Origin of the sequence: Bifidobacterium choladohabitans (genome assembly GCF_016102005.1) — a bacterium.
GTDB classification, from domain to species: domain Bacteria; phylum Actinomycetota; class Actinomycetes; order Actinomycetales; family Bifidobacteriaceae; genus Bombiscardovia; species Bombiscardovia choladohabitans.
Map to the genome: position 1 here is coordinate 371,722 of NZ_JACFPL010000002.1, position 24,481 is coordinate 396,202.

At 56.0% G+C, this 24,481-nt stretch carries 22 protein-coding genes and 1 tRNA gene; 9 read left to right on the plus strand and 14 right to left on the minus strand.

What is annotated here, in order from left to right; all coding sequences use genetic code 11:
- Positions 1-196: 196 nt before the first annotated feature.
- The 6 genes from H3S97_RS05070 to H3S97_RS05095 form a co-directional block, all read right to left on the minus strand.
- Positions 197-928 (minus strand): HAD hydrolase-like protein, encoded by a 732-nt coding sequence (locus H3S97_RS05070; RefSeq protein WP_198219845.1) that lies wholly within the window; start codon positions 926-928, stop codon positions 197-199.
- The gene (locus tag H3S97_RS05075) at positions 921-1,268 is read right to left on the minus strand and encodes an RNA polymerase-binding protein RbpA (RefSeq protein WP_045935333.1); all 348 of its coding nucleotides are present in this window, start codon (positions 1,266-1,268) and stop codon (positions 921-923) included. Before H3S97_RS05075 ends, H3S97_RS05070 begins: the two co-directional genes overlap by 8 nt.
- Before the next feature lie 84 nt (positions 1,269-1,352).
- Complete coding sequence (locus H3S97_RS05080) at positions 1,353-3,917, minus strand: DEAD/DEAH box helicase (protein WP_198219846.1); 2,565 nt, start codon at positions 3,915-3,917, stop codon at positions 1,353-1,355.
- 13 nt (positions 3,918-3,930) lie between these two features.
- Entirely contained in the window at positions 3,931-4,254 is a 324-nt protein-coding gene (locus tag H3S97_RS05085) for a hypothetical protein (RefSeq protein ID WP_198219847.1), read from the minus strand.
- Positions 4,255-4,275: 21 nt separating this feature from the next.
- Positions 4,276-6,231 carry a helix-turn-helix transcriptional regulator gene (locus H3S97_RS08630; RefSeq protein ID WP_198219848.1) on the minus strand — a complete coding sequence of 652 codons (1,956 nt, stop codon included), beginning with the start codon at positions 6,229-6,231 and terminating at the stop codon, positions 4,276-4,278.
- Between the two features lie 143 nt (positions 6,232-6,374).
- Positions 6,375-7,805, minus strand: a complete 1,431-nt coding sequence (locus H3S97_RS05095; protein ID WP_198219849.1) for a UTP--glucose-1-phosphate uridylyltransferase — start codon at positions 7,803-7,805, stop codon at positions 6,375-6,377.
- 178 nt (positions 7,806-7,983) lie between these two features.
- On the opposite strand from H3S97_RS05095, the gene H3S97_RS05100 reads away from it, so the two are divergent.
- From H3S97_RS05100 to H3S97_RS08390, 6 genes are all read left to right on the plus strand, one after another.
- Positions 7,984-8,057: transfer RNA gene (locus tag H3S97_RS05100), tRNA-Pro, on the plus strand.
- A gap of 576 nt (positions 8,058-8,633) precedes the next feature.
- Positions 8,634-8,870, plus strand: a complete 237-nt coding sequence (locus tag H3S97_RS05105; protein ID WP_198219850.1) for a hypothetical protein — start codon at positions 8,634-8,636, stop codon at positions 8,868-8,870.
- Positions 8,871-9,980: 1,110 nt separating this feature from the next.
- The gene (locus H3S97_RS08375; RefSeq protein ID WP_232356283.1) at positions 9,981-10,466 is read left to right on the plus strand and encodes a glycosyltransferase; all 486 of its coding nucleotides are present in this window, start codon (positions 9,981-9,983) and stop codon (positions 10,464-10,466) included.
- Positions 10,429-10,917 carry a glycosyltransferase family protein gene (locus H3S97_RS08380; protein ID WP_232356284.1) on the plus strand — a complete coding sequence of 163 codons (489 nt, stop codon included), beginning with the start codon at positions 10,429-10,431 and terminating at the stop codon, positions 10,915-10,917. Before H3S97_RS08375 ends, H3S97_RS08380 begins: the two co-directional genes overlap by 38 nt.
- A gap of 364 nt (positions 10,918-11,281) precedes the next feature.
- Positions 11,282-12,160, plus strand: coding sequence for an ArnT family glycosyltransferase (locus tag H3S97_RS08385; RefSeq protein ID WP_332468266.1), 879 nt, complete (start codon positions 11,282-11,284; stop codon positions 12,158-12,160).
- Positions 12,161-12,175: 15 nt separating this feature from the next.
- On the plus strand, positions 12,176-13,327 hold the full coding sequence (locus tag H3S97_RS08390; RefSeq protein WP_232356285.1) for a mannosyltransferase YkcB-related protein: 1,152 nt from the start codon (positions 12,176-12,178) through the stop codon (positions 13,325-13,327).
- A gap of 837 nt (positions 13,328-14,164) precedes the next feature.
- Here the strand turns inward: H3S97_RS08390 and H3S97_RS05120 are convergent.
- Positions 14,165-14,941: a recombinase family protein gene (locus H3S97_RS05120; RefSeq protein ID WP_408610430.1), complete on the minus strand. Its 777-nt coding sequence runs from the start codon at positions 14,939-14,941 to the stop codon at positions 14,165-14,167.
- A gap of 368 nt (positions 14,942-15,309) precedes the next feature.
- Between H3S97_RS05120 and H3S97_RS05125 the strand changes: the two genes are divergently transcribed.
- Entirely contained in the window at positions 15,310-16,323 is a 1,014-nt protein-coding gene (locus H3S97_RS05125; protein WP_198219851.1) for an alpha/beta hydrolase, read from the plus strand.
- 68 nt (positions 16,324-16,391) lie between these two features.
- Here H3S97_RS05125 and H3S97_RS05130 read toward each other — a convergent pair whose 3' ends face one another.
- The 5 genes from H3S97_RS05130 to H3S97_RS05150 form a co-directional block, all read right to left on the minus strand.
- Positions 16,392-17,066, minus strand: a complete 675-nt coding sequence (locus H3S97_RS05130; RefSeq protein ID WP_198219852.1) for a response regulator transcription factor — start codon at positions 17,064-17,066, stop codon at positions 16,392-16,394.
- Positions 17,063-18,280 carry a sensor histidine kinase gene (locus tag H3S97_RS08500; RefSeq protein ID WP_198219853.1) on the minus strand — a complete coding sequence of 406 codons (1,218 nt, stop codon included), beginning with the start codon at positions 18,278-18,280 and terminating at the stop codon, positions 17,063-17,065. The genes H3S97_RS05130 and H3S97_RS08500 overlap by 4 nt, the downstream gene beginning before the upstream one ends.
- Positions 18,281-18,450: 170 nt before the next feature.
- Positions 18,451-19,209: an ABC transporter permease gene (locus tag H3S97_RS05140; RefSeq protein WP_232356286.1), complete on the minus strand. Its 759-nt coding sequence runs from the start codon at positions 19,207-19,209 to the stop codon at positions 18,451-18,453.
- A 38-nt stretch (positions 19,210-19,247) separates the two neighbouring features.
- Positions 19,248-20,099: an ABC transporter permease gene (locus H3S97_RS05145; RefSeq protein WP_198219855.1), complete on the minus strand. Its 852-nt coding sequence runs from the start codon at positions 20,097-20,099 to the stop codon at positions 19,248-19,250.
- Entirely contained in the window at positions 20,096-21,085 is a 990-nt protein-coding gene (locus H3S97_RS05150; RefSeq protein WP_198219856.1) for an ABC transporter ATP-binding protein, read from the minus strand. The genes H3S97_RS05145 and H3S97_RS05150 overlap by 4 nt, the downstream gene beginning before the upstream one ends.
- A gap of 334 nt (positions 21,086-21,419) precedes the next feature.
- On the opposite strand from H3S97_RS05150, the gene H3S97_RS05155 reads away from it, so the two are divergent.
- Together H3S97_RS05155 and H3S97_RS05160 are read left to right on the plus strand one after the other, a co-directional pair.
- Entirely contained in the window at positions 21,420-22,223 is an 804-nt protein-coding gene (locus H3S97_RS05155) for a MerR family transcriptional regulator (RefSeq protein WP_198219857.1), read from the plus strand.
- Between the two features lie 84 nt (positions 22,224-22,307).
- Positions 22,308-22,835 carry a hypothetical protein gene (locus H3S97_RS05160; protein WP_198219858.1) on the plus strand — a complete coding sequence of 176 codons (528 nt, stop codon included), beginning with the start codon at positions 22,308-22,310 and terminating at the stop codon, positions 22,833-22,835.
- Positions 22,836-23,132: 297 nt separating this feature from the next.
- On the opposite strand, the gene H3S97_RS05165 is transcribed toward H3S97_RS05160, so the two are convergent.
- Entirely contained in the window at positions 23,133-23,483 is a 351-nt protein-coding gene (locus tag H3S97_RS05165) for a DUF2511 domain-containing protein (RefSeq protein ID WP_232356287.1), read from the minus strand.
- A gap of 112 nt (positions 23,484-23,595) precedes the next feature.
- The gene (locus H3S97_RS05170) at positions 23,596-24,456 is read right to left on the minus strand and encodes an ABC transporter ATP-binding protein (RefSeq protein WP_198219859.1); all 861 of its coding nucleotides are present in this window, start codon (positions 24,454-24,456) and stop codon (positions 23,596-23,598) included.
- Between the last annotated feature and the right edge of the window lie 25 nt (positions 24,457-24,481).

Here is a 24,481-nt window from a genome sequence, read left to right on the forward strand (position 1 = left end):
ACGTACATTATCGGCTTACTAGGTCATGATTTCGATTTTGCCGTTTTCCGGTGATTTTCCAGCGATTTAATGGTCTCTTTATTATGGTCGTCTCGGTGACGTTGCAAGAGCATCGCTCACAATTATCAAGGGCCACCCGGGTGATCTCGGGTGGCCCCCTGAAGCATAAATGTGGTTCTATGCAGTTCTGGCCGACTCAGTGCTGGGTATGGTCGTTGTCGAAGTAATCATCGACAGCTTGGCACAGCTGGTCAACCTGCTCGATGATTCGGTAGCATCCGTGAGATTCCAGTTCTCCGGGTTCGGCATAGCCCCAGCGGCATCCTAGGCAGTCCAGACCGGTTTCCAAGGCGCCATCGGCATCGGTCCAGCGGTCACCGACCATAAGGGCCCTGTCGCCGGGTTTTGCATTGAAGCCAAGCTGCTCAAGTGCGTAGGTGATGACCTGGGCTTTGGTGATCCGTGTGGAGTCCTTGCTGGCTCCATAGACACCATCCACCAGTGGTGTCAGCCCGAAGTGGTCGCAGACCGGCAGAGCCTGATACTCGGGTTTGCAGGTGGCCACAGCCAATGTCAGACCGTGTTCGCGCATACGACTCAGCTGTTCGGGGATGCCGTCGAAGACCTTGGCGAGCAGTCGTCCAGGGACCTGTTGCCCAGGATGCTCGGGATCCTCGAATGCTGCTATCTCGCTATAGTAGTGCCGGTAGATTTGAACGCCCCTGTCGACGTCTTCCTCTCTGATGCCGTTGTGGCGCAAGGACACTTCGATAGCTGGTCCGATGAATCGTCGAAGCGCGCTCTCATCGGGCACAGGATGACCAAGCTCTTTGAAAGTTTGCATCACAGAGGCGATAATGCCCGGATGAGAAGCTGTCAGGGTGCCGTCCAGATCCAACAGAACCAGGCGGCGCGGTGATTTACTCATAGTCGGGGAACCATCCTTCGCGGTGCATTTTCAGGCGCTTGTCCAGCACAGCCTTGAGCTCGTCTTCGGACCGACGCTCCAGCAGCATGTCCCAGTGGGTCCTGGTCGGCTTGCCGGTCTTGCCGGACTCCTGCTCGTCATGTCCCTCAAGGTGAGCGATCTGCCCGCAGCGGCACTCCCACTCCTGCGGCACTTCTGCACCCTCAGCCAGCGGCAGAATGGTCCGATGGCCCTTGGGGCAGATGTAGGCGACCTCGCTGCGTGCCGCGAAGTCCACATTCTGATCGGATTCCAGGGACTTCGCCCCAATGCTCATGCCGCGAAGACTGCGCTCTGCCATGATTCCTCCATACTCGTGTCCGTCACTGCCTCCAAGCTACAGAACAGTGTTGACCTGAAACTTATTCCCTGATTGGGCCCGTGTTCACTCCACGCCGGTGTATGCCACAATGCCGCGATTGACCTGGTCGGCGGCGATGCTGGCAGTCCTGGCCAGGTGATGCCCTCCCCTGCCCAGGTAGGGTTCCACCTGGACGATCTGGGTGAGCACGTCGGACAGGCGCTTGGCGTTGCGCACGAAGTCCCCCGCCGTCAGATCGCTGTCACGCAGGATGGTGGTCAGCGAGTCGCCGCAGGCCCAGTCGTAGATGGTCGGCCCCAAGCCGAAGTCGAGTTCCGGGGGCAGCTCCAATCCGGCCTGATCGCAGCGTTCCTGCACCTGGGACCACTGACGCTTCATATCCTCCATGGCTTCGACCAGTCTGGGAGCCCGGTATCCGGCCCTCTCCCCCGGCTGCTCCCCTACCCCACGGCGGGATTCGTAGACCAGTCCGGAGACTGCGGCCGCCAGCTCGGGGGGCTCCAGATCGTCGAGGATGCCCCGATCCAGAATCTCGGCAAGGCTCAGATCCTGTTCGCTGTATATTCGCCGAAGCAGTTGGCCCTTCCGGGTCAGTCGGCAGTCGTCGGGATCCACAGCCCGGGTGTAGCGCAGGTCGGCCAGAATCTGGCAGATCCTGTCGAACTGGCGTGAGACCGACCCCGTTTTGGATTCGTACTGCTCCCGGGTGCGCTGCAGCTCCTTGTCCATGCGGATCCACCGGTTCCCCCAGCGCAGGTGCTTGGGCAGGTCCGGGCACTGGCGGCAGGGATGGTTGCGCTCCTGCTCGCGCAGCTGGTCGATGTGCCGATCAAGGTCGCGGAATGCCCGGTCGCGGGCCTTCTCGCTGGTGAATCGCTGACGCTTCAGGCGGCGGCGATCGTTCTTCTGGGCCGAGGATAGGGCCGCACGGATGCGCATGAATTCGATCAGATCGCCACGGCTGCATTGGGCGGCTTTCCTGTAGTCCTCCAGGCCGCTGGTCAGGGTCTCGATGCGCTCCTCCAGCTCCGAGGCTGATCGGTTGGCCTCCCACTGCGCAAAGGAGTGGTCCAAGGTGTCCCGGGCACGCGTGTAGCTGGAGGAATTGAGCAGGTTGACGGCCATATTAAAGGTAGGTCGGAAGCTGGAGTGCAGCGGGTAGACCCTCCTGCTGGACAGGGCCGCCATGGTCTTGGGGCTGAAATCCCGGTGGTCGACCACCACCACATGGCCGATGTCGTCGATGCCGCGCCGGCCCGCCCGACCGGTCAGCTGGGTGAACTCGCCGGGTGTCAGGGCTACGTGACCTGTGCCGTCGAACTTCTCCAGCTTCTCGACCACGACGCAACGGGCGGGCATGTTGATGCCCAGGGCCAGGGTCTCAGTGGCGAAGACCACCTTGAGCAACCCTAACTCGAACAGATGTTCGACTATCTGCCGGAAGAGAGTGACCACACCCGCGTGATGGGCGGCGAAGCCCTGCTCCAGCGCGAAACGGAACTGGGAGAATCCCAGCGCCTTGAGATCCTCCTTGCTGAGCTGTCCGGCTGCCATGGAGTCCACGATGTGCCGTATACGGCGGGCCTCCTCGTCGGTGGTCAGCTGCAGCCCTGCCCGGATGCACTGTTGGACGGCCTGGTCGCAGCCGGTGCGGGAGAAGATGAAGTAGATGCCGGGCAGCATATCCATGAAGTCCAGCTCATCGACCACGTCGGCCCGGCTTGGACGATACCGCTCCCCCATCCGTCGCTCCGGCCTGCCGCCTCGGCCATGGCGATGATGATGCCCCTTGTCGCGGGCCTGGACGCGCTCTTGTCCGGCCTTGTCCAACTGGGCCAGCCGCGAGACCAGACGTGGGTTGATTTTTGGTGTCTGCTTTCCAGATCCATCATGCCGATACAGGTCCAGGATCTCGGGCTCGGTGTGTCTGTCGGCCTGGACCAGGACATGCTGCTCCAGCGGCACGGGTCTGCGCTCGGAGACCACCAGATGGGTGCGTCCACGCACCGAGGAGATCCAGTCGGAGAATTCCTCCACATTGGACACGGTGGCAGACAACCCAACAATGCGGGTGGAGGCCGGAAGATGGATGATGACCTCCTCCCAGACCGGCCCCCGGAAGCGGTCGGCCAGATAGTGGACCTCGTCCAGAATCACGTACTTCAGGGCCGTCAGGGTGGAGGACCGTTCATAGAGCATGTTGCGCAGGACCTCGGTGGTCATGACCACGATGTCCGCCTCGGAGTTGATGGAGGTGTCGCCGGTCAGCAGACCCACCCGGTCCTCGCCATAGCGGTCGACCAGGTCATGGTATTTCTGGTTGCTCAGCGCCTTGATGGGGGTGGTGTAGAAGGTCTTGACGTTCTGCTCCTGGGCCAAAAATACTGCGAAATCGGCCACTATGGTCTTGCCGGCGCCGGTCGGAGCGGCCACCAGGACGTTGTCGCCATCCTGCAGGGCGGTGATGGCCTCCAGCTGGAAGTCATCCAGGGGGAAGGGCAGCTTGGACTGAAAGCGTGCCGGCGCCCCGGTCATGCGTTTGCGGTGACGACTGAAGCGGGCGTAGCGTTCCGCCGGCCCCGGTTCGGATGCTGATGAATCCTGTCCGTGGTGACGATGACCTGACATGTTCCTCCAAGAACTACCTATTGAACTGCTTCCACCGCAGCCAGATGCGGCCGTGGTTCCTTCTGCGCTGCTCCTTGCGCTCCAGCACCAGGGCATGGGCCTGGCTGTATCGCTCGGTTGACTGCGACAGGGGCAGCGCGAAGGCCGGACCTTTGGTCCTATCCGGTGCCTGGGACTGCCCCGGCGCCGGAGGTTGTGGCATGTGACGGTTCAGATCGTCCGAGACCCGCCCTATGGAGCGGCTGGCTGCCATGGCGTGGCGGATGGCGTAGACGGCTCCCCCGATCAGCATGGCCAGCATGAAGATCACCAGAAGGATCCAGATCCATCCAGGCATGGGACTCCTCTCCGACCGGGACTAGTGCCGGTCCTGCTCCTTGTCGTGAGCGTCGCTGATGGTGATCTCGCGCTGGGCACGGGCCAGGATCATGGTGCGCAGGGTCTTGGGTGCCACTGCAGTGATGTGTTTGGCGTGGGCGATGCAGAAGGCCACGAACCAGGAGTCCGAGGAGACGGTCAGGTGGACCTTCTGTCCGGATCCGCAAGGCTCCACAGAGGCGCCCGGAAGGGACTTGATGTAGGGCAAATCCGGCCGGTCGGTGATGAAGACCGCAGCCGTGCCGTTGTCAAAGGACCACTTGCGTAGTTCGCTGACCGGCACATCCGGGAACTCCACCTTGTGGCTGGGCTTGACGATGGTCGCATGCTCGATTCTGGCGATTCGCAGAACCTGCCACTGTCGGTTGCGCCCGGTGCCATGCTTGAGGTGGCGGCTGGAATCAGAGGGGGCGTCCGCGGCCTCGGTGCCCTCTGCTGCATCGCCAATATCGGTCCAGGCGGCAACATAGTAGACGCCCTCATCCACGAAGATCTTGGCAGGGGCCACCACCTTGCGACGGGTGCGTCCGGCAGCGTCCGTGTACTCCATGTCCAGAAGTGATTCGGTCTTGATGGCCCGGCGGACCACCGAGAAACTCTTGGGCTCGGTCTCATACCCGGTAAGGGAGAGCCAGGGTGTCTCGCCCGGCCCGACATGCGTGCGCAGGCGCTGGTAGAGTGACTCGGCCTGGCTGCGGGACTGCTCGGGCAGCAGGGGCGAATGGGCCAGGTAGTTGAGCGAAGCGGTCAGCATGCTCAGGTACTGGGGGGAAATGCCGGCCAGCCGCTCCAAGCCCAGTGAGTTGGTGGCCGAGACGATGCCGCTGTCGTCCAGCAGGGACCAGTCGATGTCGAAGAACTGGCTGCCGGCCATCTCCCCGTCGTCCGAGACCGTGGTCAGGGTGTTGATGTCCTTGTGGATGGTATTGACGTACTTGCGCAGCTCTTCCTTGCTGTTGGGGTGGCCGATGAAGCGATCGGCCAGCTCGGCCAGGGAGAATTCCTCGCCCAGGTGTGCGGACAGGAAGAGCATGAGACGCAGGCGGCGATCCACCTCGGACCCGGTCTGGAATGAGGATGCACTGGCCCGGCGGGCGTGGCGGAGGTCGGCATCGTCGTCGCTTAGGTCACTGGCGAAATGCTCGACGCTGGTCCGGGCAATCTCCGGGGAGATGACCGTTGCCGCGCCGGGGCTCTGCGACTCGTCGGCCAGCTTGAAGTGGGTGGCTGCATCCAGACGGCGCCGGAAAGCATCCGCGGCCTCCTGCGGGCTGACGATGGAGGCATCGGGGTGCTCCAGGACGAACATGGCCAAATCGTCCGAGTCGGCATAGGCCACGTTCAGGTTCTCCCCGTCCACGTCCACCGTGGCGGCGAAGCGACGGGAATCGATGACCTTGACCAGGTTGTCGGGAATGCGCTGAGTACCCAGCCCAGGGGCTATGGAGTCCAGACCCAGGCCAGGGATGGGCACCTGCGGCACGCGGGGCGTGGTGCGCGAGACCGGTCGGGTCGGCTCCTCGCAGGCCTCCTGGGACATGGCGATTGATCGTGCGAGGTAGTTGGCTGCAGCCAGCACCGGCATGTCCTCCTGATTGAAGTGCATGCGGATGCGCGGCTCATCCCCCAGCTGCAGACGGTAGGAGGCGAAATCCTGCCCTTCGGACTTGGAGGAATACTCGGGTTGACGGGATTCGATGGCTATGCCCATGGCCGCCAGCTTGGCCCGGTCACGCTGGAACTGCTTGGCGAAGGCGGCCTTGGCAGCCTGGTCGGCCAACTCGCCGTAGGAGTCGGCATAGGCCTTCACCCGCTGTGCTATTTGCCGTGATGTAAGCCATTGCGGGAAAGCGGACGATAAGACGGCTAGGACATCGAGTTCGTGCTTGCCCCACTTATCCGAGAAACGCCGTCTTCCGTTCGTGCCTTCTGCCATCAGTCCTCGCGTATCGTTAAAATTTATGTATCAGTGCGCCTAACGCACGTCTACCTATCATAGATTGATTTTCAGGACCGTGGGAGCCAAACACCCAAATATGGTCCCTTTTCTTGACAGGCTGAACCCTGTTGCGCCCGGCCTTAGACCCACTCGTCCGGTTCGATGCCCTGAGGTCCCACATACTGACCATTGGGCACGTATGAGGAGCGCCCCTGGTCGCTCAGATGGGCATCCGCATACAGGGTCACATCCCTGCCGAAGGTCCAATCCCCCTCGATGGTGACCGAGTTGGCAGCCGCCAGGCTGGGAACCCCGTAGGGGAAGCGCTCGTCGAAGTCGGCGATGTACTTGTAGTAGCGTTCATCCAGCTGGACGTTGGGGAAATCGTAGTTGCCGTCCTCCATTTCATAGGAGTCGGTCAGGTGGAAGCGGTCGGAGCGCATGATGAACAGGTCGTCGGTGGTCTTGACCGGCAGGAAACGCATACGGTCCACCTGCACGCAGATGGCCCCCTCGAAGAGCGTGGCGGCAGAGCCCATGGCGGTCTCCAGCTGCACCACGGGGCGGGTGGAAGGATCGGTGGGGTCGACGGTCTTCCGGTTCTCGATGATGGGCAGGGGCAGCACGCCGTCGTATTCAGTCAGCTTGTCGCGCAGGGCATCGACCCTGACCCAGATGCTGTTGGTGTTGAAGTAGGGATGCTTGCGGATGGACATGGCCGAGCTGCGGTCATGCGGGTCCACCTGGGACATCTCCCGCAGGATGAGGCGTCCGCTGGCCTTGTCGATGACGATGTGGCCGCCCTTGCGATCAGCCTCGGTCCGCTTGGCCACCTCGATCATGAAGGGCGCTCCGGATTGGGCGAAATAGCCGGCCAGGGTCCTTGAAGGCCGGGCGCCCAGATTGTCGGAGTTGGAGATGAACAGGTAGTCGATCCCCTGCTCCTTGAGTGTGTCCAGCAGACCGGTCTCCCAGATGGTCGAGAAGATGTCGCCGTGGCCGGGAGGGCACCATTCCAGGTCGGGCTTGGCCGGGAAGTCGACCGGACGGCCGGTGTCGGCGTCGATCTTGGGCTCGATGTGCTGAATGATCTCCATGGGCACGCCGTTCTGGACGAAGCGACGGTCCTGCTTGACCACGCGCATGGTGTCGCGCGATGTGCGGAATGAGTTCATGAAGATCAGCGGCAGGGGCACCCCTTGGCGCTTGCGGGCCGTCAGCACCTGGCCCATGATGATGTCCAGGAAGCGCATCCGACGGGCCTTGTGGCGACGGATGGGCAACAGGGACTTGGCCTTTTCCAGGCCCATGGAGGTGCCAAGCCCACCGTTGAGCTTGATGAAGGCGGTGCGGGAGAATGCGTCCAGGGCCATGTCCATGTCCATGGTGTCGTGGATGTCTTTGGTGCGGGGCACGTCCTTGAGCGGGACGACGTCCTTCTCGCGCACGCAGGCCTTGGCATCTCCCCGTTCCCAGGTTTCGTAAAGGTGCCTGAACTGGTTGATGGAGACTTCGCTCATGCCCTTGTCGCGCATCTTTGCGGCCGAAAGGTCGAAAACGTCTGTGCTCATGGAACCCCTTCCGGGCTGGAACGACTCGCGGCCGACGCGGGTTGCGCCGACCGTCCAGAATCATGATAGCAAGTCGATCATGTACCCGGTCTGTCCGGACTGGTCTGCCAGGACTCGCCGGACCGTTGTCGGCCCGGTGACGCTGTGCTACTATCTCTACTCGGTGCTGATGCACCGTCGGGCCGTAGCGCAGTTTGGTAGCGCACTTGACTGGGGGTCAAGGGGTCGCGGGTTCAAATCCCGCCGGCCCGACAAAGTTATACAAGTTGCCAAGGTTCTCGAAATTTAATGTCCTATTTGTTTTGCTCTGGTGACATATATGATAAAAACTGTATTTCTGATTATCCGTCTCTTCGGTATGACAAATTATGTGCTATGTATTCGTTAATGACGCGGGGCTCCTCACTTTCTTACAGGCATGCACATATATAAGGTATATAAATTAAGGTATATAGATAGAATTCTATTACGCTACACTTTAATATCGCTACGAGAGGTTTTATAGAGGCAAGCTTGGCAAAAGCTATATTTTCTTCGGTTGAAGAGATGACTTTCGTTCTGTTTGTTCTGTAATCTGAATAATCAATGTAAGTGACAGTATACAGAGAGCAAAAAAAAGAAAAACACAAATCCATGCAAGATTTCCTTGCGACTCATCAAATTGGTTATAAAGGCTGGGGTGTTCGTCACTGTAATACCCAATCTGAATCTGCATGTATAATGTGACAACTAATCCCACAAGACTCATTACATTTATAAATATCGCGACGACCTTCATAAACACCTCTTTGAACTATGCTGCTCGCCAGGCCTGGAATCAAAGCGGTTGTGAGCGCTGGCATCGAGCGGGAACCGAAACGAACAGTGCCAAACGATCTGGGTCGCACATCGACAGTTGCTTTACCGCTCTTTTCGTCCTTCATGGGTTTCTTCTTTGATAAGCTCAAATCAGGACCGGTCGACCTGAATGAGCACCAGAATAATGTAAAGCAAGCTTTACGTCAAGTCAATTTGACACCCATTATCTTGGTCTTGTTTACCAAGCGTCTTTTGTCGCCACATTGACAGTGGATCTCGAGACTGTTTTCGGTCTTACGGTCGTTGCGAAACCAGGCTGTTGGCGGAAAGCCATTCACAGCTATAAGCAAAAGATCTATCGTTCAAAGCGAATTTGGGAACACCTTTGCTCCCTGTTATTGTAGAAATATTCATAGGTTCACGCGTCAACCAAAGAAGATGGATGTGTTCGCTTTAACCAAGACTCGATGCATGGAAGGTCTCGTGACTTCATAATGATGAGAAAAGTGCTGTCTATACCGTTATATATAGGATTTTGTCTACTACTGATAGTGGCTATTTCCTGGGCGATAGGAAGACCTTGGAAGGACGTTGTAACAAGTCCTTACACGATAATTGGTTTAACCTGCGGAACGATAACATATTGTGCCATTATGTTTGGTGTACCCTGGTTGCGCAGAAAGCTTGACGGTAATTGATGGCGCAAGTATTGCCGCACTTAAGGTTTTGTCATGTTAATGGCACAGGTGACTATTAAGATGTCGGCCTGCTCGTCGTGTTGCCCGAGATACCTTTGTTGCTTGTAGTTTGCCTTTTTGTTTTCTCTGAACTTGTGTGTCCGTTGAAGACACCTGTCGTCTTTTGTATCAGCAGAGGAAAGTCTGATCGCATTTGACTCTAGTTGTCATTAAACGCGCTTGCGACAATCGCCAATCTATAGCGTTGTTTTACGGTTTCAGCAGGACTTGATTTAGGCCTACGAAGTAGGTAAACCCAAGGATGCTTAACTATGCTATGCATTGCTCATATAATTATTGCTTCATTATTCTTTATGTTATAGATACAGCTTAAATGTGCATGACCGTGGCCTCTTCCTAAACGCAATACATAAGTTGGTTTCGGTTTAATCCCTGTAGCAAGCCAAGCAGAACTATGCTAATCGTTCTAAATAAACGATATTGACTGCTGCTATTTGGTGCAGCCATGTCAGCAAACATTGAGACATTCTCATGATTCTTTTTAAGGAGTCCAATCAGTTTATAAAGACAAGTTCGAGGAATATCCCAAGTAGCCGCTGTTTACTATGAGGCATGAACGCAACGGATATTCTCGAAAGAAACATTGATGGGCAGCCCTATGTGCCTGACAGGTACTCCTTTGGCAACAGACAAATCCCACAAGGTGAGGTTGATTCGCCTGTCTTTTTACGGCAGTCCGAAATCGGTCGACGCCGATATTGTCATTCCCATATACAACGACGAGGTTCAGCTGGCAGACTCCGTATCCACCTTATGCAGTTTTCTGGATCGTCACTCCAGAGATCTGGCACCCTTCAGCTGGAATATCGTGATTGCAGACAACGCCAGCACACACGCCAGTTGGCAGATTGCCAAGTCCTTGTGTGACTGGTGCCCCAATCAGGTACGCGCTTTGCACCTCGCCAGAAAGGGCCGTGGGTACGCCCTGAAACAGGCCTGGCTCAGCTCCAGGGCGGCAGTCATGGCATATATGGATGTTGATCTATCCACCGACATCGGCTTTACGGGCAGCCTTATTCTTCCCCTGCTCCAGGGCGGGGCCGACATCGCCTTTGGCTCGCGTCTTGATGCCACAGTCTCAGGTCACCCGCTCCCCCAAACGTGAATTCATTTCGCGCACCTACAACCTCATGCTCCGCTCATATCTGGCTGTCTCCTTTCATGATGCCCAGTGCGGTTTCAAGGCCATTACTGCCCAAGCTGCGCGTGCCCTGCTGCCTCACGTGAAGGATGACGAGTGGTTCTTCGATACGGAGCTGCTTGTGCGAGCCCAGCAGGCTGGGATGACCATGCTGGAGCTTCCCGTTCGCTGGGTGGAGGATGCCGGATCGACGGTCGATATTCCAGACACGGTAAAGAAGGATCTGGAGGGCATGCATCGGGTCAGGGAGGGCATGGAGGCCCGCGCGGTCGAGCAGCTTCGCGTCGACCTGGACTCCCCTGCCGTCTGGGATCAGATCCGCCAGTATGAGTTGCGCGGATCCCTCTTGCCTGCCAAAGAGGAGGATTCGCGTTCACGTATGCAGAATCCAGGCAAAGAGATTGCCGCTTGTTGAGCGGCTGGCAGCAAACGAAATCTCATACAGAAAGAGCAAACTTCACCTATCATGAACGCTTCATTGGCTTCTCACAGCAGCTATGGCTTCTCCACGCATTCACAGACTTTCACTTCGCCACGATCAACAAGCGCAGGTGCAGTCGCTGATGAGCACTCTTCCCGCGCATATATTCTGCCTCGACGGACTTGTGGAGACTGGGTGGCACTGGGTGTCATGCTGCTTGCGGCCTGCGCAATATTCTTTATCAACCTTACGGCTTCTGGATACGCCAACGAGTTTTATTCGGCTGCAGCCCAGGCTGGCTCGGTCAGCTGGAAAGCCTTTCTCTGGGGGGTCTCTGGACTCGGGTAATGCCATCACCGTGGACAAGCCGCCGGCAGCCCTCTGGCTGATGGCGCTTTCCGTGCGCATCTTTGGTCTGAATTCCTTTGCCGTCCTCCTGCCGGAAGCGCTTATGGGCGTGGCAACCACCTATCTGCTCTATGCCACCGTGCGTCGATACTGGGGCAACTGGGCGGGCATTGTCACCGGTTTCATCTTTATGCTCACTCAGGTAGCCGCGCTCATGTTCCGCTTCAACAACCCCGATGCCTTGCTGGTGCTATTGATGACCGGTGCCACTCATGCGCTCCTCAGATCTCTGGAGTATGCCAACCATCCTTCTGGCAATCGAAAGCGCACATGGTGGATGGTCCTGGCCGGGGCTCAGATCGGGTTTGGCTTCCTTGCCAAGCAACTGCAGGTGCTGCTCGTACTGCCTGGCTTTGCCCTGGCTTTTCTTCTTGCATCGACGACAGGCATAGTTCGTCGCATTCTGGATTCACTCGCTGCCATTGGTTCTATGATCGTCGCCGCTGGCTGGTGGGTACTGCTGACGGTCATCGTGCCAGCCAGCGACAGACCTTATATACGCGGCTCCCAGCGCAACTCCTTCCTTGAGCTTACCTTTGGCTACAACGGTTTTGGACGCTTGACCGGCAGCGAAGAAGGATCCGTCATACCTGGCCACGGCCATGAAGGAGGCGGCATGCCGGCTGGCGGCGGTCGCGGTGGTGGCATGTGGGGCCAGACTGGTCTCAATCGTCTGTTCAGCGGCGAGTTCGGCACGCAGATTTCCTGGTTGGCTCCTTTGACTTTCGCAGGCATTGTCATCAGCTTGCTGGTTATCGGCAGGGCCGTTCGCATTGATGTGCGCAGAGCCAGTGTCATTGCTTTCGGAGGTTGGCTGACCGTCACCTGACTCGTTTTCAGCTTTATGGCGGGCATTTTCCACCAGTATTACACCGTGGCTCTGGCTCCTGCCCTAGCTGCCTTGGTGTCCATCGGCGCATTCAGTCTGTGGATTGCCCGGGACAAGCGCTGGGCCAGGATCGTCACGCCGATTCTTGTCGCCTTCACGGCCTTCTGGGATTTCAGCCTGGCAGGTCGCTCCCAGTGGCTCCCCTGGCTCAAGTGGGCCATTCTCATAATCGGTCTCATGGGCGCCCTCGGTTTTGCCCTGGCTGGACTCTTGCGAATACGACGACTCGCTCTTGCAGCCCTCATTCTCTCAGTCATAGGGCTTATGGCAGGCCCTGCTGCATGGACGCTGTACACCGTATCCCGACACATGGGATCAATCGTCCTGGCCGGCCCCAGTCTGACTTCAGGGAGCATGGGTGGCGGCCCCGGTGGTATGCCCGGGGGTGCTCCTGGTGGTGGCCAACCCGGCGGTGGCCAGGCGGGCGGCATGGCACCTGGCAATATGCCACAGCAAGGTAAGCCTGGAGGTGACGGCGGTCACATGGGCTCATATCAAATGGGCCAAGACCCGATGAGTCAGCAGGGTCAGTCACGCAAGCAGGGCCAGATACCTGGTGGCGATTCGAATAGTCAACAGGCTCCCAGCATGGGTTCTCAAGGACCAGGTCCCATGGGCCAGGATTCTTCAGGGCCACAAGGGGAATCCAGCTCTTCGGGTGCGCCCTCCATGCACTCACAGCGCAGGGGCAAATCTGGATTCCATGGTGGATCAGAAGGAGGAAGGATGAAAGGAGGAGGTCTGCTTGGTGGAGGCCGGTCCAGTTCCAAGGTCGTCGCCATGCTGGAAAAGTCATCTGACTCCTACCGATGGTCCGCGGCCACAACAGGATCCCAGCAGGCGGCGGGCTATCAGCTGGCTTCTCAAAAGCCGGTCATGGCCATTGGCGGGTTCAATGGTTCCGACCCCTACCCCAGCTTGGAACAGTTCAAGCAGTACGTGAAGGATAAGCAGATTCATTACTACATAGCTGGTGAGATGGGTGGCCATCAGATGGGAGGTTCCGACACTGCCACGCAAATCTCACAGTGGGTGGCCAAGCACTATACCGCAACCACGGTTGACGGCGTCACTGTGTATGATCTGAGCCAGCAGCAGGCCAGCTGAGCGCAAAGAGGGCCGAACTATCCAAAAGCTACTCCCTCCGTTTGCGGTTACAGGATAAAGACGAGACGAGCTACTGACTTCTAATTTGTCGGTTGCGAGTAGTTTCCTCGTTTGCGCGTTGAAAAAGTGCAAAGCAGCTAAGAGCTAAGCAGTGAGTGGATTGGAACTATCCCAGCCCGCTCATTTCTTATTGATCAATACAGGATGGTATTTGTGTCCGATTAGAGCAAGACTAGTTATTGCAGACCAAGGCACTTCAGGTCAAACTCAATAGCGTTATTGATTTCATTACGCTGGTCTGCGTTGCATTGGTTTGCAATGCACGGTAGTAGATAATCCTTACAAATGGAAGGATTTCTAAGTGTGTTCCCCGCATCCGCGGGGATGATCCCTCATCGCCTGGCTCCAAAAAACCATGGTCGTGGTGTTCCCCGTATCCGCGGGGATGATCCCACGCATAAGCCATCACAGGTCGCAAAGCTCACGTGTTCCCCGCATCCGCGGGGATGATCCGCCTTCTGGAATGATCGTCTTCCGAAGGTGTAGTACATATCCAATATATGGACAGATATTGCCAAAGTGACAATTCTCTATCATAATTCTCTTATGCACAAATCGTGCATTTTGTTGCGACGGCAAAGGAACCGCCATGACACATATATCTTTGAAACAAAAGCTATTTTCTGACGCGAATGGCTGGGTTCGTGTTGGCGATGCAGTTGCTGGATGCCTTTTCTGATGTCCAATAAACCAATAGATATTGCTGTCAGCTTTTTCGGACTAGCGTTAGTCCTTGCCCATATTATATCGTTTGTTACTGATTCACAGTTCTGGGCTTTATGCACTTATCCAGTGGCTTGGGTGGCGATGATTATCTTTATGGCAATAGAACGCCGAGGGAAACACGATAAAGACTAGCGTCATTTGAAGATGCTGAAATGTGTGAGTTGGGCGAACTGCCACATGTTTTATAGTTCGCCCTGTTCGCTTTTCCTTATGTGCTCTAATTCGTGGCCAAAGCACTCCATATACAGTTCCTCTGGATATCCTAAACCGCTGTGCGATCTCGTTGACAGTGACGCTTTTGGACGCGTAGAGCTGTCGGACCATGGCCTCATCGCTCTTGCTGAGTTTGTGGCGCCGGCCACCAACCCTACCTCTCGACCGGGCAGCCTTCAGACCAGCATTTGTCCGTTCACGTATCAGGTCTCTCTCGAACTGAGCCATGGCCGCAAACACATTGAACACCAAGACGCCGCCAGGTGTTGTGGTGTCCATCTGCTCTGTCAGCGACTTGAAGCCGACCCCCATGTCCTGCAGTCGGTTCATGACATCAACCTGGACACTGCGCCCCAGACGGTCAAGCTTCCACACCACCAGCACATCACCCTCCCGAAGGACCTCAACCATCCGATCGAGCTCCGGCCTGCTGGCCTTCGCACCTGAAGCGTGATCCACATACCATCGCTCACACCCTGCAGATTTCAAAGCATCGACCTGCAGGTCCTCATTCTGGTCCAATGTGCTGACCCGGGCATATCCAATCAGCATGAGCACGACCCTCCCCCGCACGAGTTCTCTGTGGCCTCTATCCGCAAGTGTTTCAAAACTCATCCTTCATCAATTAAATATTACATTGATTTTTAGACGAGTTTTGAAACACTTAAACAAATGAAACACCTCTCTGGAACCTGCACCTCACTAATTGTGCCAAAAACGAACCATTCTCAAACAATCATCGGCTAATAAGATTCTGACTACCTCTGCCATGTGAATAGGAGGACAAATACTTACAAACAGCCAATTACGGCATTGCATACCAATTAGTCGGCCTGGCTTCAGAGCTGTAAAGTTTATAGTTATACAAACAGACAATGGGGTGCCGATCAGGGAGTGAAATGTCCGAAAATCCGGGCGGGACAAAGCCCAAACGCAATTGGAGGCGGGTCCTTCTTGCCCTGGCAATAGTACTTGTTCTTGTCATGGCAATCATTCTGCCGGGGGCTTCCATTTTGGTCTATGAGGACACCTTCGGAAAACGGTATAACACTCCCGGATGGATGCGTTATGCGCTCGCAGACTTTCCCGGCTTGCGCATGAAGCGGTGCGTCTTCCGGTCCAAGGACGGTAAGGAACTGGCGGGATATCAGTATTCAAGAAATAATCCGAACCAGCGAGAGGACAAGGCTGAGGGCCTGGTGGTCATTGCTCATGGTTTCGGCGGCGGACAGAATACCTACATGGATGTTGCCAACTATTTCACCGCCCAGGGCTTCCTGGTCTTCGCCTATGATGCCACCGGCAACGATGAAAGCGCCGGCAAGTCCGTCAGGGGCCTTCCTCAAGGGGTCGAGGATCTAGACCAAGCTCTTCGTTTCGTGGAGGGTGAGCAATCATATAAGGGCCTCCCTCTTTTCCTGTTCGGACAGAGCTGGGGAGGCTATGCCGTCGGCGCTGTTCTCAACCTTCACCCAGAGGTCAAGGCCGCGGTCATGGTTTCTGGGTTCAATCGCTCGATCGATATGATGCGTCAGCCCGGCAGAAAAATCGCTGGCCCTGCCGTCTCGCTCATCATGCCCTGCGTGAGCTTGTATGAGCATGTAAAGTTCGGGAAGTTTGCTGGCTATACCGCTTTGGGTGGCTTGAAGAAATCCAAGGCGGGAATTTTCATCACTCAGAGCCGGGACGATCAGGTGGTACCGGTCAGATATAGTTATGACCTCTTCCGTGAGGAATTTCAGTCCAACCCACGATTCCGGTTCCGTGAATACCAGGATCGCGGGCACGCCTATGTCTACTATTCCCAGGACTCGGTGCGATACCGAAAGCAATTCGACCAGGAATACAAGGAGCGCATGAGACAACTGGGTCAAAAGCCTTCTAACGAAAGCTATAACGCATATTCGGCCAAGCATTTCGACAAGTCGAAGGGCTACGAGCTGGATGTGCCGTTGATGAACCAAATGGCGGACTTTTATCGCCAATATATGGATTAAGCCGTAAAGATACAGCCGGATGCAGCCCTCTTCCATCTACGGATAAGCCCGCTTGCATTCAGTGCCATTCAGTGGTTTGCAATGTTGGCTTGATACCAAAGGACGGCGATGTTGATCCGGTCCCTGACTTTGAGCTTTGCCAGTATGCGGCTGACGGTCTTTTTGACCGAGTCGGGCTGCAGCTGGAGGCGCTCGGCAATCTCCGCATTCGTCAGGCCTTGGCTGACCAGCGAAGCGACCTCAAGCTCGCGTTTGCCCAGCTGGGCGAATTTGTCGCGAGCCTTAGACTCATCACTGGCTTTTGGCCTTGGAACTCCTTTCCTGATCACTTCGGCCGTGATGCGCGGCGTAAGAATGGCATCGCCTGCATGCACCGCATGGATGGCTCTATTCAGATCGGCTGTCTTGACATCCTTGAGCAAGAAGCCGGAGGCGCCTGCTCCTAAGGCTGTGAAGGCATAGTCGTCCTCGTCGTAGGTGGTCAGAATAAGAATGCTCATTTCAGGGTGGAGCTTTTTGATACGGCTGGTGGCATCCAGCCCGTCCATGACCGGCATTCGCACATCCATCAGAATCACATCAGGCAGGGGTTGCTGATTTTCGGTGGCTGTGGCCAGCTGATCCAGAGCATCTTGGCCGTTGGCCGCCTGTGCTACGACATGCAAGGTTGGATCCTTGGCGACCATGAGTGCCAGTCCCATGCGGGTCGGGCGCTGGTCGTCGACGATCATGACAAGGATCATGCACTTTCCTCCTTACCCTTGTTGTCAGCTGCCGTAGCAGCTAGCGAGGGTATACGAGCCTGCAAGATCCAACCGTCAGGACCAGGACCAGAATGGAAGCTGCCCCCATGAGCTTGCAATTCGGCTCCTAACCTGGCAAGGCCTGTACCGTTGCTACCGTTGTTGTCAGTATAGTTGTTCAAAAGTTGGCCATCATCACGAACGGTAATGTTTGTGCCGCCCTGGCTGTCGTGATCCCAGGAAACCACAATATGATCGACTCCTTGTCCGTGGCGGAGAGCGTTGGTGATCGCCTCCCTGGTCACAGTGAAAGCAAGATTGGCCTGCCTGGGATCTTGTGGTCGACGGCCTGTCTCTGTCAGGGCAGTGCTGATTCCGGCTTGGCGGGCGTGGTTGAGAATGGGTTTGATGTCATTCCAGCCATGCTCCTCCCCTATGGACTGCGCTGGGTCGTTTTCAGGTCCTGCCTTTGATTGCAGGGTTTTTACAGCTGTTCGGGTATCGTCCAATCCCTGCCGTGCCAGGTCGTTGATCATAGAGATGGCCTCATCGATTTCCGGCTTACCGCTGGCATGATCCATCCCCTCGGATAGGGCGATGATGGCGGTCAAGTCGTGACCCACGCTGTCGTGCAAATTGGCGGCGACCCTGGACTGATACATGGCTTGGTCCCGCTCGCGGGCCAGGGTCTGGGCATGCGAGCGCTCCTCCTCCAGCGCCTGCTCCGACATGCGTGACTGCCTTGCTGAGCGTGAGAAAAAGGCGGCTGTCAGACACAGGGCGAATGCCAGACCAGTCGGATATAGAAGGTCAGTGAAGTGGACATCATGATGCCAGTTGGTAGAGAGTGCAATGCTGAGCAGACCCAGAATGGTGGAACTACACAGTCCAGCTGCCAATGATGCCATGCTTTTGGCTTCTACAGCGCAGGCGTAGAGGTTGACGAGCCAGGGAATGATCAGGTAGGTGCATCCCGAGCCATAGATTGCGGCAGTCAGGGCAAGCAGGCCACTGAAAACCAGTAGGGTCGCCATAGGATATAGGCGGCGCAGGCATAGGGTGACAAGTGCGACAAAAATAATGACCACGAACAGGGGCAAGCCCCAGCTGTCAGACTTCAAAATCTGGTAAAGGGTTCGATTGGCACTGCTCGGGGCGAGAATCAGCCTGGTCAGCATCATCGTCTCGTAGATGGCGCAGAGAAAGACTGCCACGAAGGCCGTGTATGGCCGGTTCCATAACTGAATCCAACCTTGAGTCTTCTTGTCTGCCCTCATCGACGAGCCTCTTCCTGGTAACTGCTGGTAGTCCATTATGCTGTCAGACACTGAAATGTGCGACCTTACGAGTGCTGCATCCTCTCTTCATTGACTCTGCATCAAAATTAGACTGCTCTGCGGGCCTCGTGCCGGAATATAAGGAGGCTGATCAGCACCCAGAGGATTGCCGTCATGCACGAAGCCGCCATAGAGGCAGTAGACGCGATATTGCCCATGTCACGGGCTGCGGATGCAGTGGTGATCAGGGCCAGCGGATAAGGCAGTGCCAAGGCAGGTGCGGCAACCGACAGCACACAGCCTGCAAGGGTGAGCAGAAACATGATGCTCATGGTTGAGGCAAAGGATTCGGCTCTGGCAGCTATGGCTTGGGTCAGAGTCATAATGGCCCACACTGCCAACGTCATCGGTGCGCCACGCATAAGATAGGGACCGAGTTCCGCTGGGTCGAAGCCTCCTACCAGAACACCTACGAGTATGGATTCGGATTCGAAGATGGCGACGGTAAGGAGGGATGCCAGCAGTCCGTGCAGCATTTTCCCGACTATGGCAGTCCCGACCATGCCGGAGGCGTTAAGGCGCTGCCAGTTGCGTCCCTTGTGCTCGTTGGCTTCAATCTGGGCTGCAAAGGCTGCGACCAGGACTGGTATGAAGACCATACTTGGCAGAAGGATCGCCTGTCCCCAGACCGCAGCCCAGGTCACTCCTTGAGCCTGGAAGTCCGGTCTGTAGCTCTGGTACTGGTCCCAACCGTTGAATATTCCTATGGCGTCGAAGAGCACTGTGGCCAGCCAGTACCAAGTATTGCCGGCCTTGCGGATCTCCCATCTGAAGGCGGCAGTGATCGATGGCCTAGGGCGATTCATCGGGCTAATGGTTATGGTGTTTGTCGAGTACTGTCTGTTCATCGGTCTGACTCCTTGACCTTGACGACGAATGCTGATATTCCCGACCAGATAATGCAGGCCAGAAGGCTGGTTAGGACCTTCATCCACGGGTTGGCGACCAAGGTCATTCTGGCAAAACCATCAGAGCTAGCTGAAAATAGGAACGGGCTGGCCGCGGAACTGATCCCGGCTGGGAAGAGCCAGCCCAGAGCCGGCATATTCATCGGGCCCAGTCCAGTCCCGATCAGACCGGCTATCACACCCAGACCCAGGCCTATGGCCTGCCTTTCGATAGTCAGGGAGAGGGCGAGTTGTATGGCCGTGACAGCCATGGATGAGAAGCAGGCAATCAGTGCCGGAAGGAGTATGTATTCGGCCAGACTGCCATCGAGATGGAACCCTTGTGCTGAAGCTGCCAGCGGTATACACGCCAGAGGAATCACGAAGCATAGCGAAATCACACACCCCGCAACTACGAGCTTGGCAAGAAACCTCCCAGTCGCACTCTGGCCTAGGGATCGCCATTTGAGATCCATGCGCTCGCTGCTCTCCATGACGGCAAGCCGGCTGGTCAGCAGAGCCGCGAGGATAGGAGCCAGCAGGCCGACAGTTTGGAATATCTCACCTTGAGCAAGAGCTACGGTACGAGTGGCGGGGTTCACAGACTCAGCTCGTTTCATGAAGGCCAAGCCCGACCATGCCGAAACTAGAGCAATCATGCCCAAGGCCATCCACCAGAATGAGGAGCCTTTCAACTTGCGAAGCTCCATCGAAAGCAGAACAAGCAGCCCTCCTGGATGGGATGAGCGTGGCGGTTTTCCCGATCGAAATTCTTTGGGCCGCATGGAGAATGATTCGACAGAGCTCATCGTGCGCTCCTCTGTTTATGACCGGACGGCTTCACAGGACCCTGCGCTACATGGTTCTGCGGGTTTTCCACTAGTTCAAGGAAGGCCTCTTCCAAGCTCTTGCGTTCGGATGCGACACGGTATACCTGCAGACCATGCGATACCAGTCGAGTTACCAGCGACCCGATTTGCGGATCTGGTATCTCGGGAATGCGCAGGGTTGCGCTCTTCCTGATATATTCGTGGTGAATGCCTTGAGTTTCGAGCATCTCTGACGCGAGCCCAGGATCGGACACCCGTAGATCGATATGAACCTCTTCCCGCAGGTTTTTCAAAGTTCCCTGGTAGAGCAAATGACCATCGGCAATGATGCCAACCACCGGAGCCATCTTTTCAATCTCCGACAGGATATGGCTGCTGATGATGACAGTGACCCCCTCCGAGGCGGCCAAGTCCATAATCATTCGTCGCACCTCGACCACTGCCTCGGCATCCAAGCCATTGGTGGGCTCATCCAAGAGCAGGAGCTCCGGATGCGAGATCAGCGCCATGGCGATGCCCAGCCGTTGCTTCATCCCCAGAGAGTAGGCGCCCGCCTTCCTCATCTCGTATCCCCGCAATCCAACCTTGGTGAGCACTTCTGAGGCAGCCGAAACTGGCAGATCCAGATAATCGGCTACCATGCGGCAGTTATCGAGACCTGATAGGCCTGGATAAAAGCTGGGTCCTTCAATCATGGAGCCCACACGGCCCGGCTGGATCCTGCTCTTCTTTCCGACCTGCTGTCCAAGCATCCATATGCTTCCAGCAGTCGGTTTTGTCAATCCCAGGAGGAGTTTCATGGTGGTCGATTTTCCGGCTCCGTTTGGTCCCAGCAGTCCGTAGACCCCGCCTGCCGGCACACGTAGATTCAGTTCATCCACGGCTTTGAATCCGCCATAGGCCTTGAACAACCCCTGTGTGGACACAGCCAGTTGCGGGTCGTTGTTTCCGTCCGTATATGCCATTGCGCCTCCCCTTCCAATCGGAATTCAACTGATTCCTATGCAAGTTCGACGGGCGCAATCCTTCAACGCGGGAAAAGAAACTGTCCCCTGCAGGGGACACGTCGCTGCTGACGAGGCTAATTTGCACCCATGGGAAAGGAGTCACGCTGGATTTAGTCGTTTTCATAATCGGGGGGGGGGGGGGGATACTTCGCAAACAAGCAGGATCAAAAGCATCCTCCTCAAGAACCTGTTATTGGGGCGTTTGGGGCCGGTGTGTGCATGCACTGCCTCATCCATCCCCAGGAAACAATTGATTTGACCTTGACATGATGGCAGGGTTTAGGGTCAAGGCATGACACGTGAGAGCGAATTCAGTGGCGAAGGCAGCAAGAGCGGCTTGAGCATCGGTCAGATGTCTGAACTTACAGGGGTCAGTAGGAGAATGCTGCGCCACTGGGAGGAGGAAGGACTGATCTCTCCCATTCGTGGACTGTCGAATTACCGGCAATATATGCAGGATGACGTCGCACGGCTGGAGCGAATTGTGACCTACAGGGAGATGGGATTCAATGCCAGACAAATCAAGGCATTGCTCGATTGCAAGACACCGCTTGCTTTGGACGAGTTGCAGGGACAGCGCTCACGTATTGAGGAGAAAATCCAGCTTTTTAGGAAAGCTGCGGATCGTCTGGACCGACTCATAGCCCTTGCCGAGGGAAAGTCAGGTAATGATTCAGTTCCTACGAAGATCGATCAGGAGGACCGCTACTTTTCGGAAGCATACGAACGCTGGGGTGCTAGCAGACAGTGGCTTGAGTATGCGGAGCGAAAAGCTTCCCGCTCCGAACAAGAACAGAAAAGGGACATGACCCGGCTTAAAGACGTGGAAAGTGAGCTTGCACAAGCCAAACGAAAAGGTCTGGCTCCGACATCAGATAAGGTTCTCGAACTGATTGACGAGCATCGGCAGGCTTTGTCATGGTTCCATGTGACGCCGTCCATGCATGTCATTCTGGGGCGAATGTATGTGGCCGACCCGCGTTTCAGGCGCCATTACGAACAACTGGAACCTGGATTGGCGAAATGGATGCTGGTTGCAATCGAAACTGCAGCGCGTGCAAACGGGATAGATCCGGCAACCGTCAAATGGGAGTGATGCAGTCAGTATCTTCCGTCTACGTATCACGTTTTCTGTTTGACTACCCAATTCAAAACACTTCAATTAAGGAACGAGGTAGCCATGGACAACCATGACCAGCCCAAAGCTTCTGCTTATGCAGGTGCAGGCATAAGTCCCGTGCCGGAGCCGGGGAAGGATGCGGAACCGCCGGAGCCTTATAGGGGCATCTATCTCATGCCCATGTTCATGTGCCTGTATAGCGACGATCTAGATGAATCAGAGGTTTTCTGGACGCAGGGATTGGGCTTCATCAATTTATGCACCATACCGGGCATGATGATTCACTTGAGGCGCTGGGCCTTTCAGGATGTGCTGATTCGTAAGAGTGGTTCCAATACTGGCGACTCTGATACGGATATGGAGTCCATAGGAAGCCTGAGCGTAGCAGTCACGGAAAAGCAGATCAGCAAGATTGTGGATGCGTGCGAGCGCCTCCGTCCTGGCTCCACTTCAGCTCCATTACGTAAGCCGTGGAACTCACTCGAAGCCAGGATTCACACTCCGGAAGGCCTGATTCTTATTCTGACAGCCGCTTTGGCTGTCGACAAACAGAAGGCTCAAGTTTATCTGAACTCGCACGGTCAATGAACAAAGATGAAGTACCTCCCCTACTCGTGATTTGATTGAAAGAGCAACGATTAGATGTCTCGAACGGCCGGTGGATCAAAACATGAGGTCTGCATCTTTTTGCAGATAGTTGTTGGTTCCGTTCTTGATGGTCGGCAGAACATGGTGGTAAGAAGAGGCATTCCAACTGCGCTGCCAGCCAGTTGAAGAGCACAGTGGTAGCAGAATGTAGATGCATGTCCGGCAGGTTGCTCTGGCCCCGGTGAGATCAGATTGGCTACCTGGAGAAAACAGGCCGCAAAGCTCTGTAAAACCGGTTTATTTTGGGGCGTCGCAGACCGAGAAGGCGAAACTCATCAGAGTTCCTACTGACTTACTCTTATCTGATTTTAATGTTTCAATACTTTTGAGATGCTCATTGTCCTGTACCTGGTTCAGTGCGTACTGTTCACCATCTGAGGTGGTAAAGCGGAGGATGGGGTCTCCCTGCTTGCTGAGCTTGCATGACACGGTGCCCTCATCAACTTTAAGAGGCCAGGTGTGACCCAGTTCTTCTTTCGAAATTGTTTGCGGGTTACTGGTGGCTGCAACCTTATTGCTTCCATCAGTGGAATACTCCTCAGGGTGCTTCATGCCATCAGTGCAGCCGACAACCCCCACTGTCAGCATAATTGTGGCGCATATAAGCAAAATGGTTCTGAGGCTCTGCTTGAGTCGCTTTATGATCATTCGACCTTCTTTCATACTTGAGTATTGGGTGTTCTTGCGTAGGAGGCGGTTTCTAGCGCTCGCTGGCCAAAGCCATATATCCGTCCTCAAGATTGGGCGCAGTTTCTACAGAGCCTGCGGGCGGTGTATCGGTAACTATGCGGTATCTTGTCCCCTGTGGGGTGGGTTCCGCGTTGATGATTGTGACATTATTCGGTGGGGCCGCGATGGGAGGTGTGATCCAGGTATGACCGGCAGCTTCATGGATCAGCCCCTCTGTTGGCCCGTCATACTGGTTGCGCCCGCAACGTAATACACACACCCAGGGGCAGGTTTGTGCAACATCATCGAGTATGTGGGTGGAGAGGATAACGGTTCGATCCTGCCCCAGCTGGGCAAGGAGCGTGCGGAACCGCATGCGCTCTTCGGGATCCAACCCCGCTGTGGGTTCGTCGACTACCAGTAGCCGGGGGTCGCCCATAAGTGCCTGTGCGATGCCTACCCTGCGCCTCATACCCCCGGACAACCCTCCGATAGGTTGGTTCATCACGTCTTCCAATCCCACCTGTTCCAGGAGGGTATGTGCCTGCTCCTGCCGTGCACGTTTATTCTCGATCATTTTCAAGATGCCGATATAGTCAAGGAATTCAAGCGGGGACAGGTTCTCGTAGGGGGTGATGTGCTGTGGCAGATAACCCAGGTGCCGTTTTAGATTTCGCCTGTTGGCCGGCGAAGACAGGTCTTGTCCATCAATAAAAATTTTACCTTTAGTCGGTTTGATTATTCCGGTGAGAATACGCATGAGGGTTGTTTTGCCGGCACCATTTGGTCCTATGAGCCCTATCATGCCCTGTGGAAGATCGACGGTCAGATCGTTCAAAGCGGCCGGTCTCCCCCGAAAATCCTTGGTCAGATGGTCAATCGAGATAAACATGTGAGTAATTCCTTTCAAAGTCAGA